Source organism: Geomicrobium sp. JSM 1781026, assembly GCF_041949955.1.
Lineage (GTDB): Bacteria > Bacillota > Bacilli > Bacillales > Marinococcaceae > Geomicrobium_A.
The window spans coordinates 14,415-32,184 of sequence record NZ_JBHFQF010000011.1; the positions used below are offsets into that span (position 1 = coordinate 14,415).

Here is a 17,770-nt window from a genome sequence, read left to right on the forward strand (position 1 = left end):
TAGTAGGATTACCATTACATGCAAATAGCTGGATGACTAGAAGCCAGAGCCAGCAGCGCTTGCAACTTGTGGGTTTATTGGTTGATAAGGTTTTATGAGTCCGTTCGCCATATCAATGCATGTGCAAAACTTGGACACAGATTTGCGCTCGCATTCATAATCACTGAGCATTCGTGAGAGCCAGTATGGAACGCTGTTCGAGACTTTGACTTCCATGATGACCATGTTTTGATCAACAAACAAATTACCGTTTGGACCGTCTTCAATACTCAAGTTATCATTTCTCGTCATGAGATTGAAATCAAATGTGACGCGTAAGTCCGGCTCATCGATTCCGGCGAGAGCTTGACGGTCGTAACTGACAACGACAGAGGGTTCTAATTCATACAACGAGCTAAACGCATTCACCTCTCCAAGAATTTGGCGGTTAGAAACGTTGTAATTGGCTTCATTTTTGGCGTTGTTATAAAAGAAATCGTACGCATCACTTAACGTAATTAACGTTCGCCGCTTATTCACAACTCGGTTGTATTTCTGCTTAATCTCTAGAAAAGATGTACTGTTCAAGTCAGACTCACCGTATACTCGCAGTCGCAGTTTCTGCCTGAAGTTTAAGTTGTTGCGGGTTTCATTGTATATCTTATCGTCTTTTGAATCAAAATACAGACTGACAATATTGTAACACCCGTTTTCATCTCCATAAGGGTCGAACTTCATTCGCTTCTGAAGTTGTCCGGTAACCTGCTCGTAAACATCGTAAGGAATTAAATATTTAAGCTCATAGCGTTGAAAGATTTCTAAAGCTTCCATCGTTCTTTACACCACCTTGCTACGCATACGTGTATAACCATAAGCATTTTAATATTATATCATTTCTCATATACTGTGTCTTAAAAATGATGAAATTAAGTTGCAATCAATAGCCCCTTCACTCGTCAACAAATAGCAAAGGGGCATACCTTTGTTATACGAATGAGAATCGCTTACCTTCGTGTTATATTATCTCCAATCTTCGTGAAGAACTTCATAAATGGACGATATTCTTTACTCACGAGACCGACTTTCTCGGCGAATATTTCAATGCAGGTGAGTAAGGCTAATACGACGAGTACCGTCACCCAAAGCTCAGAGAGTGTTAACACGATGGCTGCAATGCCGAACAATGCACTCATCGCGTAAATAATTAATACGGTATGTTTATGGCTGTAGCCTAAGTTTAATAAGCAATGATGCAGGTGAGACTTATCGGCAATTGACAACGGCTTCTTGTTAACAATTCGGCGTATGATCGCAAAAAGCGTGTCCGAAATCGGCACTGCTAGTAAAATTGCTGGAATGAGCAAAGAGAACACCGTTATGTTTTTAAAGCCAAGCAGTGAAATTACTGAAATCATAAAGCCAAGAAATAAGGCGCCAGTGTCACCCATAAAAATCTTGGCAGGGTTAAAGTTATGCACTAAAAACCCGAGCGTACTTCCGAGCATTACCGCTCCGAGTGCCATTACAAAAACGTTAGAGTCAATGATGGCAACAATTGTAATGGTCGCGAGTACGATCGAGGATACACCGGCTGCCAGTCCATCAAGCCCGTCGATAAGATTAATGGCGTTTGTTACCCCGATAATCCAAAGCATTGTAAGCGGGATGCTCAGCCAACCGAGATGCCATTGCATATCAAACGGCAAGTTAATAAATTCAACATGAATGCCGCCAATAACAACTGCAGAAGCGGCAGCAATTTGTCCGAGCAATTTCCATTTAGCAGATAGTTCAAACAGGTCATCCAAAAATCCAGTAAGCGTAATAATAAACGCACCAATTAATATCGGATAGAAAAATTCATGTGTATGTGCTTGAGGTATAAAAATTCCGGCAATAAAGGCGATAAAGATTGCCAAACCACCGATTCTAGCCATCACCTTTTGGTGTACTTTTCGGTCATTTGGCTGATCAGTTGCGCCGATTTTAATGGCAAACTTTTTTATGATGGGTGTCATTACAAGTGCAATAATAAAACAGACGACCAAAGAAATAGCTGTGATCATGGTTTGACCCTCCCTTATTACCTTTTCCCAAACCACAAGGCAACATATATAGTAAAAAACGGTATTTGTTTCGTTTGGTTACAACTGACAGACCCTTTCGAAATTATAGCATAGATTGTAATTTCACACGGCTGTTTTCACCAATTTACACATTACAGACACAATATCAAATTACACTATGAAAATATGAAACTATCTAACAGATAGGAAATTTGGTATAATTTTCATATCATTTAAGTTGGAGGTTTGTGACATGTTTAAGAAATTAGTTATCATCTCTGGCATCTTTGTCGCTGTGATCGCTTCTTCAGGAATGCTATTAAAGAACGAGTCGATCGCACAAGCGCAACCTGTAGTCGCAAGTGTGGACTGGGTACTCGAGCAATTGGCACCTTACAGTGATCGCATTTCAAGCCTTGAAGATGAGATTGATCGCCTTGAAGCTGAAGTGAATGAATTGAAAAATCGCTAGAAATGAGTGAAAGGAATCGATGAAAATGAAAGCCATATATCAATCATTGTTCGCGGTTTTATTCATTGTCTCTGGATTCATTCTGTTTGAGACGAATGGCGCAGATGCAGCGGAGTATCGTGACCCGATTAATGTCCGACTCGTCCCTGATGATACGTTCACTTTGACACCGGCAGGTTCCTACCGACTCGTGAATTTGGGAAATGGTCAATCGGTCTCTTATAGCGGTCCACTGCAGTTTCGCTATGCCAATTCCTCTGGGCAGGTTGGGGTACGTGATGCAAGAAGTGACAGTTACATATACTCGAGTAGAGGGTTTCGTCTAGAAGAACGCTCACCAGGGTCTAGCAGTAATGATGTCACCGTAAATCGTGTGCGCGCTGCAGGTAGCTCCTCTTATACGCAGAATACATACAGAGGAACAATGGAGGTTACTTCTCCTGGAAGTCATCGTGGTTTGCGGTTACACAATATCTTAGGGATTGATGACTATTTAAAGGGAGTTGTTCCACGTGAAATGAGCGGAGGTTGGCCTCTTGAAGCACTTAAGGCCCAATCTGTCGCTGCTCGTAATTATGCGAAGTCAAATATGAACAGTAATGATTTCCTCGTCGATACAACGGTTCATCAAGTGTATGTAGGGAAAACTGGTGAACACCCGAATAGCAATCGTGCGGTTGACGAAACGAGAGGGATCTATGCCACCCATAACGGTTCATTGATCACCGCATTTTATCATTCAAGTTCAGGTGGTTATACAGACGACAGTGAAAACGTATGGTTAACTACAGTTCCGTACATTCGCGCCGTTGAAGACCCATACGATAATAATCCTGGGAATAGCAGACATACGTGGACGACGACGATGACCCGTTCAGATATCGGTGCCCATGTGTTCGGCAATGGCTGGACGGTAAGTAACTTAGAAGTTAATGAGAGAAGTGAAGCAGGCAGAGTTCAGAAACTTACGGTCGTTGGAGTCAACAACAATGGTCAAACCCGTACAAAAACGTTTCCTGAACGTGGGGGACCAGACTCGATTAGAAGTGCTCTCGGCCAATCATTAAACAGCACGAAGTTTGACATTCGTTTTCCTGACCAAGATGCCCAAGTTAGACTGCCAGGTGGCGGCACGACGTCCATTGATCTAAATGGCGCAAGTATGGCATTGCCTAACAATGAGCAGATTAACTTGCATACGAACCACCTGTCTGTCCGGACAGCAAATGGCAGTCAAACGATCCAACCGAGTGGAGGGACGATTACATTTGAAGGTGGCGGTTGGGGCCATGGGCTTGGAATGAGTCAGTGGGGAGCATTAACGATGGCGCAACAAGGTTATTCGTACGAGGATATTTTGCATCATTACTACACGAATATAAGAATCGAACGAAGATAGAGAATTAAAAAAGCAGAACTTTTAGCGCGATCAGCGCTCTAAAAGTTCTGCTTTTAATTTACTATCTAAAGTCTTCGTTAATAGTTCTCGAAATGAAAATTGAAAATTGAGCACGACTTGTTGATTCATTAGGTCGATATGCTGTATTTACTTGGGTTGTAATTCTACTATCAGCAATGCGATTTACTTCTGTGTAACCAGAATCGCCTTCTTGTATATCAGTAAATGTATAATGATTGTCTGTTTCTGGAATCTTATTCGGGTAGGCTCTTACTAAAACTCTTGCCATTTGTGAGCGGGTAAGGGGATTGCCTGGAGTTAATTTTCCGTTATTGCCAGTCATAATCTTATTATATTCAGCAATACGTAATGCTTCAATGTTTGCGTGATTTGGACTCACATCAACTGCTTGAAGTTCATAATCACTTGGTGCCGTTAACCCTAATTCTCTCACTAGCATTGTTGCAGTTTGACCTCTTGTTATTGAATTGTTAGGTTTAAAAGTGCCATCGGAATAGCCATTAATAACTGATAAGCTGGTCAGATACTCAATTTCTTCGAAAGCATAAAAATTGGTACGAACATCACTAAAAGAACGCCCTTCTTGCAATAACTGGATGTCGATTGCAAGCTTTTCTGCTCGATCTTCAGTATTAGATATTTTATCATTCAATTCATTTAATTCAGTATCCACCCAGTCATCACCTGCTGCTTGAGGTATTTCATCGGCTGTGGCGCTATCTCCAGAGCATGCGGTAAGAAGCAAGAGCGTACCAATTATAAGAAATATTCCACGGTATGATCTCATGATTTCCCTCCTAGTATGTATAAGACCTGACTAGCTACGGCCAATGCCGTAGTAGTCAAATCCTGCTTGTTTATACGCAACATCATCCAAAGCGTTTCTTCCATCAACCATAACTAGCTGATGCATGTGCTTTGAAATTTCTTTAGGATCTAGCTGTTTATATTCATTCCACTCAGTTACTAATATAATTGCATCTGCTTCTTTTAATGCATCTTCAGCTGTGTTTAATAATGCAACCGATCGTGGAAGTAATGGCTCTGCAGCATGAATAGCAATAGGGTCATGCGCACGTACTATGGCACCTCGCTTGTTAAGTTCATGGATAATATCAATGCTCGGTGCATCGCGCATATCATTAGTATTTGGTTTAAAGGCAAGGCCTAATATTGCTATAGTTTTACCATTAAGACTGCTCTTAAAGTGAACATCTAACTGCTCTATAGGTCGCTGCCTTTGCCTATTGTTCACCTCGTCAACAACCTGTAGCATGGCAGGGTCATATTCTTTGTTATTTGCCATATTCATAAGGGCTCGAACATCTTTTGGAAAGCATGAGCCTCCATATCCAAGGCCAGCATTTAAGAAGTGGGGACTTATCCTTCTATCAGAACCAATACCACGAACTACGTCGTCAATATTTGCACCTAGGTAATCACTAATGTTAGCAATTTCATTAATGAAAGATATCTTTGTTGCCAAAAACGAGTTAGCTGCGTATTTAATCATTTCAGCACTAGGTTCATCTGTTAAAACAACCTTCTCTCCAGATGCAAGAGGTGAATGAAGCTTGATCAATAATTCTGTAGCCCAATCTGATGAAGATCCAATGACAATTCGATCTGGATTCATTGTATCATATATAGCTGAGCCTTCTCGCAGAAATTCAGGCACTGAGCAGACAGCTATATTTGCATCAGGGCGTTCATCTAAAATAATATTACGGACAGTTTGTGTAGTACCAACAGGAACAGTAGATTTATTTACTATGACATATCTAGAGCTTGATGGTATAGATTCTCCAATTTCTTTAGCTACTTGACGAACATATGATAGGTCTGCTGATCCATCTGCTGCCTGAGGAGTTCCTACAGCTATCAATATCACATCACTATCTAAGACTTCTTGTCGAAGGTCTGTTGTAAAAGATATATTTCCTTTATTTATATTCTTTTGAAGTAGCTCTTCTAAACCAGGTTCGTAAATGGGACTTACACCCTTTTGAAGCTCTTTAACTTTTGATGAAACTTTGTCAACACACACGACAGTGTTTCCAAGTTCAGCAAAACAAACGCCTGATACTAGTCCTACATAACCAGTGCCGATTATTGTTAACTTCATCGGTCATCTCCTACTTTCCTTTGCAATAACTGCTTTAATTCCTTACGCTCATTAAAACGTAATAAGTAGAGAATTAATATATATAGAAATACAGATAGTAATCCTCCAACAATCAATGATACTAGTGGAAGGTCAAACGTGTACAAACTCTTAAAACCATAAATCGTTAAAGTCATAATAAAAATTAATAAGAAAAGCTTTATGACAGTAAGTAATATACTTTTCCATTGTTCTAGGGTTTTCTTCTGCCATTTTAGCACATGGCCAATACCAGCCAAAAGAAGAAGAAAATTAATTGAAGCACTTATTGTCATTGCCCAAGCCAATCCTTCTGCACCAAAGGGTCCTATCAGTAACACACTTAGCGTTATGTTAAGACCTAAAACACACATTAGACTAACGATAAGAGGGTAGATAGAGCGTTCATATGCATAATAAAACCTTGTAATGTAAAAGTTTGCTGCATGAAAAAACATACCAATTACGAAGATTTGTAGTAAAGGAGTGGCGGTTATCGTATTCTCTCTAGTAAAATCTTGGTACTCAAAGAATGTAATAAGAATTTCTTCAGCATAAAGTACAATGTATACTGAAGCAGGTAAAATCGCCAGTGCAAGTAGGCGCAGACCCTTTCCATGGATTTGCGCTACACTATCATGCTTATTGGCAGCGACTCTCCTCGCCAGCATTGGGAATATCACAGCTGTTACGGCCATCATTAAAACGGTCTGAGGCAATTGAACAAACTTGGATGTGAGGTTCAAAGCCATAATCGTTCCTTCATATAGATGGGCTCCAAAGATCCTATAAATTAGAAAGTAAAGTTGTAAAGCTGCACCACCCAGCATAATGTGAAACGTCAAACGAAAAGTACGAAATACTTCAGGTGAACGACCGAGCGATGGCTTGAAATCAAAAAAGCCCTTTCTTAAGTTATAGATAACAAGAAATAGGAACATAAAAAAAGAACTAATTAATGCCCCATAAGCATGAGAATAAGAACCAATCATAGGATAAAACACAAAGGCTATCAACACAAAGGACCCATTCATAATAAGTGTAGAAAATGCAGCAATTGAAAACCGGTCATTAACATTTAATAATCCTTGTAGCCACATAGACAGGATCAAAAATAATGTAGCTGGAGCCATAATTGTGAACAGTTGTATTGACAAGTCGATTGTCTCAGGTGCGTCTCGAAAAATAAACGGAATTATATTGTCAGAGAAAAACACAAAGAAAAGTGAGAGAACAACCAAAACGACAGTTAACCATCCGAAGATATTTTTTAGATACTGCTTTTTTTGTTCATGATCTTCAATTTTACTGTAAACAGAAACAAATGCACTTGTTAGTGCACCCCCGAGAACAATGTATAAAAAATTAGGGATGGTATAAGCGGTTACGATGCTGTCTGCTTGAAAGCTAAAGCCGAATTGAAAACCGACGAGCATCTCTCGGAAGTAACCAATTAGACGCGATAAAAGGTTAATAACCGTAACTGCCCCGATGATTGCAATAAAATGCTTGCCTTTCATTATTCTCAGCCTTTCTGAGTAAACTTATGCTTGGTTATGCACGAAATTTCGAATCATATTTACAATATGGTCGCGCCCGCTTACGAAAGGTGCAGGAGAAAAACCTTCATTAACTTTATCTATATCTAATTTTAAATTACCGCTTCCTAATATATGGCCTGTAGAGGAGAATTGTTTAACTATTTCGAGCTGGTGGTCATCATTGTGCTCACCATATTTTGAAAGACGCGGAACAGCAATGACAGGCTTTTGCTTTTTGACTCCAGTAATTATAGATCCTGTACCACCATGGGAAATTATAAACCTTGCTCTATTGTAGAGGTTGTCCATCTCGTCATAACTAAAAAAGGGCCTTGATTCTATACATTCGAATTCATGAGTGGTTGTGTGACCTGATTGGACGATAATATCTTCGGTGATATCTCCATCTAGTGCCATTTGGTTTACATTTATCAAAAGTCGTTTAAATGGAAGTTCTTGGGTGCCTAGTACTACAAGTATCAATAGATCGACCCCCCGTAAACAGCCTTTGGATAATGTTTCAGCATAGCTTCCCACTGAACAATGAATAGATCAGAAATAGGATAGACCATTCTACCCGAGAGTGTTGGGGAAGTTGTTTTTGCAAAGCTTTCTATATAGATCACTTTTTTTCTGAATAACTTAGCAATGTAGCACATCGGCACGGCTGTATGCGTACCTGTTGTAATAACTACATCGGGACGAATTTTTAAGAAGAGCACAATGGATTTAAGGATATTAAATGAAAACTTAAATACATATCGAATTGGGTAATTCCTAGCGCCATATACAAGATACGAAATGTTATCATGCTCTTCTCGTAAAGGTTTAGTCACCTCTGTTTTTTCTGTTATCAAGTGGTAGTCGTATTCTTTCATCAGCGGTTTTAATTGCATAAGCTGTGTTAAATGACCACCAACAGAAGATATTAAGAGTAGTTTTTTCATCTTATTCCCCTCGGAGCAGTATCATAATAAATGTTGACAACTTGTTCAATAATTTTTTCTGAGTCATACTGATCTGCTTTTTTATATCCAGCAGTAATTATCTCCTGGAATTCAGAGTCGTTGTTTAATAACGAAGAAATGCCCTCAGCTAAGCTGTTTGGGTTTTGGGGTTCCACAAGTACTCCAGCTCCATGAGATAATAGTGACGGTAGGCCACCGACTCGGCTAGCAACAACAGGAGTTCCCGTAGCCATTGCTTCTAGAGCAACGAGACCAAACCCCTCAATGTGTGATGGCAGAACAAATATATCAGCGTGTGTCATGAAATTGGCAAGCTCATCTTGTGATTTTGTTCCATGAAATATTACTGTATCATCGGAAAATGCACAAGAACTTAATAATGAGAGCAGACGGTTTTTATAGTCATCAGTGCCAAATGCACCAACAAAGTGAAGCCTTAAAGACGAATCGTTTTTGTATAGCAGTTCAAAACTTTGAAGTAACTCCTCTACCCCTTTTTGTTTTATTAGATTTCCAGCGAATAGAATGTTTTTATGGTCCAAATTAAAAGGCGAAGACTCTTGCATTCGAGGAAAGAAAGTATGGCGGTTGACACCCATGTTAATTATTGAAACATTTAATTCATCAACTTCATAATCAGTAACAATTTCCTCGTACAGGGCTGGACCCACTGCGATAACATGACTGGCATCTTGGAGGATTTTTTTCGTTTCTTTCTTGAAAAAAGAGCTCTTTTTAGCCATTTTGTTTAGGTCGCCACCATGAACAGTTACAATATATGGGACTTTTCGAATTCGAAAATATAATCGGGCCAGCCAGCCAGAGGGAAAGGCATAGTGGGCATGAACTAAATCATAACGAGTGCTGAAACGAGTCACGGTGCCTAATCCCCAACGTAAATATTTCTTAAATACATTCTTTTTGCCTGTTCTAGGATCACGAATGGCAGCAATAGTAAAATCAATATTGGATTCTTGTAATTGTTCCACTTGATTGCGAACAAAAATCCCAAATGTGGGTGCACGATGACTAGGATACATATTGCTAATGAGAAGCACACGCATCCCTTACACCTCCCCGGTTTTTTCATGTTTGTCATTTTGATACCAATTTAGTACAATCCCTAAAAATAGCCAGAAGAAGATGGATATTGGGTGATTCTCCCAAGCTGTGGATAGTGTGCCCATGACTAAGAAGGCGATACCGAATGTGATAACAAAAACCGAGAGCCAACGAACCGATGCGTTTGTGCTATCGGACAACGAAAACATTAAGCGGAAAATCTTCCAAAACATAAATACAAACAAAGCAGTACCAACGATGCCATACTCAACGAGAACTGCTAAAGCGTTATTATCAACCGTAGTCATTATGATTGGAAGCATGTCGTGAATAAATTGGTGGAATGGAGAGTCAAATACGAACGCGGCGTTGCTTCCAAACATCCCTGGTCCAGCACCAATTAGTGGACTAAACATAAATACTTGAAGGCCAGCAATCATCATTAATACTCGATAGTTTCTGGTGAAGTCAAACGTATAGAAATTCCTTTGAGCAAAACCTTCTAAGAATATGAGCGAAAGGCTATAGCCTATAACGAATAATACACCCAGACCAAGGGATACAAAGAGCATAATTCGAAACATCTTGTTGTGGCGAAAAAGTAGGCCGATGAGCCCGAGGCAGCCTATGAGTGCAAGAAAGGCTTGTCTAGAGAAAGTTAGCGTTAATGCAATTAGCATAACAGCTAGAATTCCAGCAAAAATGAACTTATGTTTATTTGGAATCTCTGATCTATACATAAAAACATATAGTGCAACTAATAAAATCGCGACTAGGAGGAATCCTGCAAGCGTATTACTAGAATCCATAAAACCAAATGCGCGAATTTCTTCTCCAATGGCTATACTTCTGCGTTCTTCCATATTGCTTAACGGCAAAGGAATGCCCGCAACTACTTGCCCTATGCCGACTATGGATTGGATAAGAGCCATCCCAACAATAGAGTAGAACAATGTCATTACCCACTTAAAAGGAACATCTAGCATTAAGATAATAATGGTAAGTAGGACAAATTGAAATAGGGCTCGTACACCAAAGACGCCTTGAGCAAAAGGCACATTGTTTAAAAACATGCTGATTAAAGCAAAGCCAACAAATAACAAGAAGCTGAAGTTAATCGGATTTTTAAGTTTACTCCATATATGCTTCTGACCAATTTCAGGATGTAAAAGTACATATCCGAGAATAAGAACAAGAAGTCCCTCTCCTAAAAAGCCAATAATTCCAGGGAAAATAGACCAAACCCTTGTAAATAAAAGGTTGACGGTTGTCCATAGAACAAGTAATAGTACACCATTCAGAGCAAGTCGATTAGCTTTTTCTTTAGAGTAGGCAAAAATGTTCATTAAGGTTTTCCACCACCACTTTTTTTATGTTCCGTTCGATGCTGTTTGCCTGATAGAAGTTGTTGATCAATATTCTCTAAACTACTATAAGATCGGCGGCGAAGTTCTATTGATTTTTCTTCAAATCGTTTTTGTGTGTCTTCCCAGTTATTATAGAAAGATGCGACTGATTGAACAATTGAGCTCGGATGGTTACCGATCTCGCATGAGAAAGTGTCCTCACCAATGGTTTGCATAAAATGTTTTACTTTATGGTGGTATTCGACCCCGATGACAGGAGTACCGGCAGTTACAGAAAGTATTAAGGAATGAAGTCGTGTCCCAATGACTACATCTTGTTGTGAAGCTACTCGTAAAATATCATGTGGTAATAGTTCTTCATCGATAATCGAAGAATTTTCCTTATGTTTCATATATGACCGTATATCACTACTCACGTCCGTATCTTGGGGGTGCTTAGTGGAAAAAAAGGATACTTCTGCATCATATTGATCAATTAGCTGATCTGCAGCCTCTGCCATCCCTTTTATGTAGTTTTGGTACTTACCTTCATCATGTACTGGCCAATATTGACTACTGAAATATGGAGCGGCAGTAATGCCGATTTTCTTAAGTTCTTTAGAGAACTTACGCTTTGCACCGTCTTGAATCGCAAAAGCTGGATCTGTAACAACAGTAATATCTTCACGGTCTGTTACTTGTTCTATGAGTTGTTTAGAGGAGTCGTCACGAACACTTACAGAATCAGCAATCTTTACTAGACGTCGTATGAAAAAGTGACCAGCTTTTGTTTTTATCGGCCCGGCACCGACTGCATGAATAATTACACGACAACCAGACCGTTTAGCCATCCTACCAAGAGAGCTATATAGAGGAGCGTCTCTTCGATACATGTCCATTAGCAGTCCGCCACCACCAATTATTACAAGGTCAAGACCTTTCATAATAGTCTTTGCTTGATTAAGGGTAGCTCTCGCAGAAAATAACGCATTCCCCTTTTTTATGAGTAATGGAACTGCATGGACTTTGTATTGTTGTGTAGTTTGAGTTGGGTTATTGCTAAAGATTACAATATTATGTTTTTGTATACCTAAGGCTTCTAGTTGTGCTAATACACCAATTAAAATTGCCTCATCTCCATTGTTGCTATGACCGTAATTCCCTATGATACCTACTTTCATATATAAAGCTGTTTCCATAGTAGAAGACAGCTGTTCACCTCACAAATAGTAATCTCTAAAAGAGTCTTAAAGTGCGACAAGCACAATGCTTTTATTATACACTGCTACACACAAAATCGATAGATGATTTTTCAAATGTAATGATATCCTTATTATAGTAGTACGCTGTTATAAGAAAAGCGTTACAGTATTATATGCAGGAATTTTTTTCTGATTATTCTCCAAGTATTGACAGTTTGTGACATTTCACTTACGCTACATCTATAAATCTATGAAAAAGGAAGGTGGACCTGCGTGAGGTCAAAATTGTTTCGTGCTTTAGGGGTGTTTGCACTCGCTGCCCCGCTTCTTGTTACTGAAGCGAATGCACAATCTCTCTCGCCTGGAGTAAACCATCACTCTAATGGAAATAATCATCATCTTAAAGTGGATTTAAAAGATCCTGATACACAGATGGGTGTATCATATTCGGATCCTTTAAGCAGCTTGAAAACAACGTTGCAGCACGCAAAAGATTCATCTAGGGAAGGGTTTGCAGTCATTGGTGGAGTCAATGCCTCTTTTTTTGATATGCAACACACGCATCGTTTGCCTTTTAGCTTGATTACAGATAATAATCATATTATCAACTATGGTATAAATTCACCTGATAGTAGCCATTATCGTCAGCATCCCATTGCATTTGGTGTCACTGAAGATGGACGAGCAAGAATTGACCGCTTTAATAGTAGTATATCAGGAGAGGTAGCCGGGAAGACTCTCAAAATACATAATATGAATGCTCAGCGAGCTGCGAATACGATAACGTTATACACTCCTCAGTTTGTTACCGAACGAAGTGGAACAAACGAGTACGGAGTAGATGTAGTCATCCGAGGAGTCGACCGAGACGCGCTGAATACATTTGGATTCGGAGATCGAGTAGAAGGAACAGTAGAAAGCGTTCATCGGTATGGAGAACCTGGAAATCAACGGATTCCAAGCTCAGGCTTTATTTTGTCTGGCCATGGAAATGCTGCAGATCAGCTTCGCCATTTGGAGCCAGGGGATACAGTCTCTGTTGAAGCATCTGTTAACTCTACATGGAGAAATGCCGAACTGTTACTTGGTAGTGGTCCGCAACTCGTGCGAAACGGTCAAGTTGACATTAGTATGGATACTAATTCATGGCGGGCAAGAAATGCGACGCAACGCTCAGCTGTCGGTGTGAGTCGTGACGGTGATGAAGTATTTATGGTTACTGTTGACAATATGAATCTTATGGATCTAGCGCGGCATATGAGAGATCTTGGTGCTCACACAGCCCTTAATTTTGATGGTGGAGGTTCAACGACGCTCGTAGGTCTTAAGCAAGGGGATTTACGTGTGCTTAATTCATTGCCTGGTAGTCAGCGCTCGGTTCCGTCTACATTGCAAGTTGGGTTTACCGGTGACCGCAATACCCCTATTCAAGGAACAATTGACTTTGGTAGTGGGAATCAGTTTTTGATCGGTTCATCATTTACACCAGACGTATCTCTTCTTAATGCGCTTGGTGAAGCAGTGTCCACCCGAGCAGACTTAAATGTAAGCTCATCAATTGGAACAGTAGAAGGTGGTACAGTGCATGTCAATTCTGTAGCTAGCAGTGCGCGAATATTTGTTGAACATGGCGGCGAGGAATTATCGGGAAGAACCGTACGTTCAACGGGTACTATTCATGATTGGGGAGTCCCAACAGAAATCACTGTCGGAGTGGACGAGCGTGTCGCATTAGATGTATCTCCAAAAGATGGTGAAGGCACAAGAATACGTCATGATGGTCTGGACGTTGAAAAAGAAGTTGTAGGGAATGTCGGGAGAATTGATAGCCGAGGTAGATTTGCTGCAACGAGACCTGGAGAAGGAGAGGTCACCATTACGATTGGAGAAGTTTCAACGACGATTCCGGTCGTTGTTGAAGAGCCCCCAGCTTTTGAATTCACAGATGTAAGCTCAAGTCACCCGAATAGAGAAGCCATATATTTCGGCGTAGATAGAGGCTTCTTCCAAGGGCATTCAGATGGCACATTCCGTCCGAGCAATGATGTAGCCAGACAACAAATAGCTGCTGTTCTTGTAAGAGAGTTTGGCTTAGTCGGTGAAACAGCGCCAAACCCTGGGTACGTGGATGTACGTGAAAGTCACCCATCTTTTGGTGTGATTGCTATCGCTACAGAGCAAGGATGGATACAAGGCCGGTCTTCGACAAATGAATTTAATCCTGGCAACAATTTGACTCGTGGTCAAATGGCGTTGATTTTAACGCGTGCATATGGTCTAGAGGCAGATGATACTGCGCAAGATTTTACAGACGTATCAAGCCGAGATCCTGAGCAACTGGAAGCCGTTCGCGCCTTGTCATCAGCAGGTATTACTACGGGCTATAGCGACGGCACATTCCGTCCAGGAGAGCCAATCTCTCGAGGTCACTTCGCTGAGTTTATGAAGAGGTTGCTTGATTATCAAGCCGAATAAATAATGATATAACGCTAGCAAAAAAGCTGCACAATCCATTTGGATGTGCAGCTTTTTTGCTATTCGTCAATTGTAATTTGGCTTAAATAGATATTCCGATCGTGAGAAGCTGGGTTGTTCTCTTCATTAATCTCTATGGTGACAGTGTAGGTGTCGAATTCGAGATCCGACAGTTCAAACAGTTGTACATTTGTATCGGTAGAACCGTACGTGTTAACGGTATCGATTTCCTCGCCATTCACAGAGATGGTAGCTGTTCCGGCGTGTTGATCACGCACACCGTACCATTGAAAGCCAGTCCCTTGAAATTGGAAACTAACAGATTCACCAGGTTGTCTGGAGGTGAACGCAACATGATCGGTAATATCGTCACGGTCCGCCCTCTCCCATTGAGAACTAAACTGCAAGTAGCTGCTCGTTGCCGGTAGTTCGTCTCCAGGTTGGGCAATGCCTGTAACCGAATACTCATAAATGGCTAAGAGTTGTTCGTTTTCATCGTAAGCAGTAAGTGTTGTATCTCCTGGTTCTAAAGCATTGAATGAACCTTCATCATCGACTTCAATGATGTCAGGTGATGAACTCATCCATGTGCTTGCGTTCGGTTGTTCAATCGTTCCACTTGTTTCTGTATCAATCGTTTCGTTGTCATAGGTTTCATAATGACTCACGGTAAATGATAATACGAGGAGCTCATTGTCGTTTTCATCAAAGAAGGAAACCTCAGCCGTTCCTTCATCTATCAAAATGATCTCATGGTCGTCTGTCACAGACGCAATATCTTCATCACTTGAGCTTGCATATGCGGTAGCGTCAGGAAAATGAACAGGAAGTTTTGTGTTTGTAAAGTATTGACCTGTCCAGCCTTCTTGCAGTTCTCCACCGTATTGTCCGGCAATTGACCAGTGATCAATGTTGCTACTTTCTACGGTCATTTGTGCATCGCCTTGCAATTCAAAATAGCTAATGAGATGCGAGCGTACATACTCGGGGCGTACGTCTTGGAAGTTTCTCAAACGTTCAACATGCAGCTCCCATTCTTCCATCGATGCCGGCTCGCCCCAACGGTCAATGTGTGCTTGCATTTCTGGTTCAAGCTCAGTTTTCATCTCGTCAATGGTAGAAAGAACTCTGTTATCAGAGAAAACCGTGTTCGTATAATGTGCAAAACGCTGGATGAATTCATCTCTAAAAGATGGGTTGTCAAGCAATGAGCTGAACAAGGAAGTCGACCATTCAGGTGCTCCTTCGGTTGCCCAGTGCAGTGTATTATGAGCGAATGTATGTCCGGTAGCGGGTAAACCAAAACCAGAATCTGTGTCATACAATGCCCAACGCCATTTCCCTTCAGGGCGTTCGCGCCACATGTTCACATTATTTTGTGGCCAATCCATATTTCCAAAATAGATTTGGGCGATATAGTAATCCAAAAAGTTATCCATGTCCATTTGATTAGAGACGACGGTAAAGTGTTCATCGTTTTCCATATCGTTCGTATCAACGTAATCAATGAGAGCCCGATAATCTCGGTTATCCCCTTCAACAACTTCCCCATTTCCTTCCAATAGGTCGAGGTCTTCTTCTTCGACATCGTGAGCGAAGCGGAAGTAGTGATTATCGAAACGTTCGCGTATGTTGAACACACCCCAGTTTTCACCATTCACGTATAGGTTGGTAGGCTGAGAGAGCTGGGTTTCCATGTTTAGATCGCTTACAAGCTCTTGCATCATTGCATCACGGAAAAGTGTACGATTCCAATCTTGTCCTGAATTGCGTAGAATGAATCGATTAAAAACGCCACGTTCACCTTCACCGAACAGTTCGTGGTTAAATCGTGCATTGCCGTAATCTTCTCGGGCATAAAAGCGCAGCGATTTGCGATCTACCGTACGTGAATGGCCACCGTGAATCCGGATGCCGGCGTGTTGAGACAAAACGGTTTTATCGTCTTCAAACATTTGCATAAATACCGGTCGTTCCCACTCCCGGCCGCTTTGCATATAATTGCCGGTCGGCTCAAGTGAGTCCGGATTGTAATAAACCCCTGGTGTGTAGATTCCGTATTCTTCATCAAACAAATTGGCTCGATCAGTTGAGATGGAGATGATCGGCAATGAAGGTGACTCAGAAATGATGTACGATTGTCCGTACTCACGTGTTGCATCCTCATTGTTCGTGAACAACTGGGCACGAATCGTTGTACTATTTGCTACAGGTATTGGTGAGCTATACTCTTGATCTTCTGCCGTTACTTCGCTACCGTCAGTTGTGTAGCGGATTGTTCCGTCGGCCTCTCCTCGAGTGGACAGCTCAATATCTTGACGATCCTCATAAACGCCACCCGCTTCTGAAAAAACGATGCCATATTCAGGTCGAGGGATGTCAATATCTAGAATAAGATCATACACCTCTGATAATAGCATCGCATCTTCAAGCGGGTTGCCATTCACATACAAACGTTGTCGCAACTCCGGAAGATGGATTATGGGTTCAATAGAAGTTATTTCGTTATAGCGAGCATTGAGGTCTTCTAATAACTCCATGTCTGAAAGAGGGCTCAAGTCTACAATTTGATTTTCGCGAATGTTTATGTTTACTAAATTTTCTAGCTCAGCTAATGGTTCAAGTGTTTGTATGTTGTTTTCTCTCAAGTTAATAGTGTGCAGTTGTGATAACTCTTCAAGGGGTGAGAGGTCATGCACTTGGTTGTTCCGTATATTCACTTGTTCTAGCGTGTCTATGGAACGAATAGATTCTAAATCACTAATCTTATTATCTGATAAATCAATTGTGGTGAGACGGTCTAACTGCTCAATTCCTTCGATGCTCTCAATTTGCATTCCAGAAGCATCTAGGCTCGTTAACGTCTGAATCCTATCAACAGTCGGGGTTTCATGTTCCTCTAACTGTAGTTCTTGCTGAACAGCATGCAATAAGTTTGGATCTTTAATTGCGGTGTTTTGGCTTTCTGCTAGAAAGTAAGCAAACATCCATAACCCAAGTGAAAAGACAAATAACAACATAATAAAAAATATAGATTTTACGCGCATTTTTCCTCCTGATAGAACACAAGGCTGATGATTCATATCAGCCTTGTGT

At 40.8% G+C, this 17,770-nt stretch carries 14 protein-coding genes; 3 read left to right on the top strand and 11 right to left on the bottom strand.

From position 1 onward, the window contains the following. Positions 1-36: 36 nt before the first annotated feature. Together ACE1TF_RS17345 and ACE1TF_RS17350 are read right to left on the bottom strand one after the other, a co-directional pair. On the bottom strand, positions 37-810 hold the full coding sequence (locus ACE1TF_RS17345) for a polyphosphate polymerase domain-containing protein (protein ID WP_375018653.1): 774 nt from the start codon (positions 808-810) through the stop codon (positions 37-39). 173 nt (positions 811-983) lie between these two features. Beyond that, entirely contained in the window at positions 984-2,042 is a 1,059-nt protein-coding gene (locus ACE1TF_RS17350) for a glycosyltransferase family 4 protein (RefSeq protein ID WP_375018777.1), read from the bottom strand. Positions 2,043-2,298: 256 nt separating this feature from the next. Here ACE1TF_RS17350 and ACE1TF_RS17355 point away from each other — a divergent pair, with 256 nt between their 5' ends. Then, positions 2,299-2,517, top strand: coding sequence for a hypothetical protein (locus tag ACE1TF_RS17355; RefSeq protein ID WP_375018655.1), 219 nt, complete (start codon positions 2,299-2,301; stop codon positions 2,515-2,517). 25 nt (positions 2,518-2,542) lie between these two features. Beyond that, the gene (locus ACE1TF_RS17360) at positions 2,543-3,916 is read left to right on the top strand and encodes a SpoIID/LytB domain-containing protein (protein ID WP_375018657.1); all 1,374 of its coding nucleotides are present in this window, start codon (positions 2,543-2,545) and stop codon (positions 3,914-3,916) included. Positions 3,917-3,977: 61 nt separating this feature from the next. Here ACE1TF_RS17360 and ACE1TF_RS17365 read toward each other — a convergent pair whose 3' ends face one another. From ACE1TF_RS17365 to ACE1TF_RS17400, 8 genes are read right to left on the bottom strand one after another with little or no spacing between them, the layout of a single operon-like run. Continuing rightward, positions 3,978-4,724 carry an S-layer homology domain-containing protein gene (locus ACE1TF_RS17365; protein ID WP_375018661.1) on the bottom strand — a complete coding sequence of 249 codons (747 nt, stop codon included), beginning with the start codon at positions 4,722-4,724 and terminating at the stop codon, positions 3,978-3,980. 30 nt (positions 4,725-4,754) lie between these two features. Then, positions 4,755-6,062: a UDP-glucose dehydrogenase family protein gene (locus ACE1TF_RS17370; protein ID WP_375018663.1), complete on the bottom strand. Its 1,308-nt coding sequence runs from the start codon at positions 6,060-6,062 to the stop codon at positions 4,755-4,757. Next, the gene (gene murJ, locus ACE1TF_RS17375; protein WP_375018665.1) at positions 6,059-7,600 is read right to left on the bottom strand and encodes a murein biosynthesis integral membrane protein MurJ; all 1,542 of its coding nucleotides are present in this window, start codon (positions 7,598-7,600) and stop codon (positions 6,059-6,061) included. Before murJ ends, ACE1TF_RS17370 begins: the two co-directional genes overlap by 4 nt. Positions 7,601-7,624: 24 nt before the next feature. Next, on the bottom strand, positions 7,625-8,104 hold the full coding sequence (locus ACE1TF_RS17380) for a glycosyltransferase (protein WP_375018667.1): 480 nt from the start codon (positions 8,102-8,104) through the stop codon (positions 7,625-7,627). Beyond that, a complete protein-coding gene (pssD, locus tag ACE1TF_RS17385) occupies positions 8,101-8,568 on the bottom strand; it encodes a PssD/Cps14F family polysaccharide biosynthesis glycosyltransferase (RefSeq protein WP_375018669.1) in 468 nt (155 codons plus the stop codon). The genes ACE1TF_RS17380 and pssD overlap by 4 nt, the downstream gene beginning before the upstream one ends. After that, entirely contained in the window at positions 8,565-9,653 is a 1,089-nt protein-coding gene (locus tag ACE1TF_RS17390) for a glycosyltransferase (RefSeq protein ID WP_375018671.1), read from the bottom strand. The genes pssD and ACE1TF_RS17390 overlap by 4 nt, the downstream gene beginning before the upstream one ends. A gap of 3 nt (positions 9,654-9,656) precedes the next feature. Beyond that, positions 9,657-10,997 (bottom strand): O-antigen ligase family protein, encoded by a 1,341-nt coding sequence (locus ACE1TF_RS17395; RefSeq protein ID WP_375018673.1) that lies wholly within the window; start codon positions 10,995-10,997, stop codon positions 9,657-9,659. Further along, a complete protein-coding gene (locus ACE1TF_RS17400) occupies positions 10,997-12,196 on the bottom strand; it encodes a polysaccharide pyruvyl transferase family protein (RefSeq protein WP_375018675.1) in 1,200 nt (399 codons plus the stop codon). The genes ACE1TF_RS17395 and ACE1TF_RS17400 overlap by 1 nt, the downstream gene beginning before the upstream one ends. Before the next feature lie 276 nt (positions 12,197-12,472). Between ACE1TF_RS17400 and ACE1TF_RS17405 the strand changes: the two genes are divergently transcribed. After that, the gene (locus tag ACE1TF_RS17405; protein WP_375018677.1) at positions 12,473-14,674 is read left to right on the top strand and encodes an S-layer homology domain-containing protein; all 2,202 of its coding nucleotides are present in this window, start codon (positions 12,473-12,475) and stop codon (positions 14,672-14,674) included. Positions 14,675-14,733: 59 nt separating this feature from the next. Here ACE1TF_RS17405 and ACE1TF_RS17410 read toward each other — a convergent pair whose 3' ends face one another. After that, a complete protein-coding gene (locus ACE1TF_RS17410) occupies positions 14,734-17,721 on the bottom strand; it encodes a leucine-rich repeat protein (protein ID WP_375018679.1) in 2,988 nt (995 codons plus the stop codon). Between the last annotated feature and the right edge of the window lie 49 nt (positions 17,722-17,770).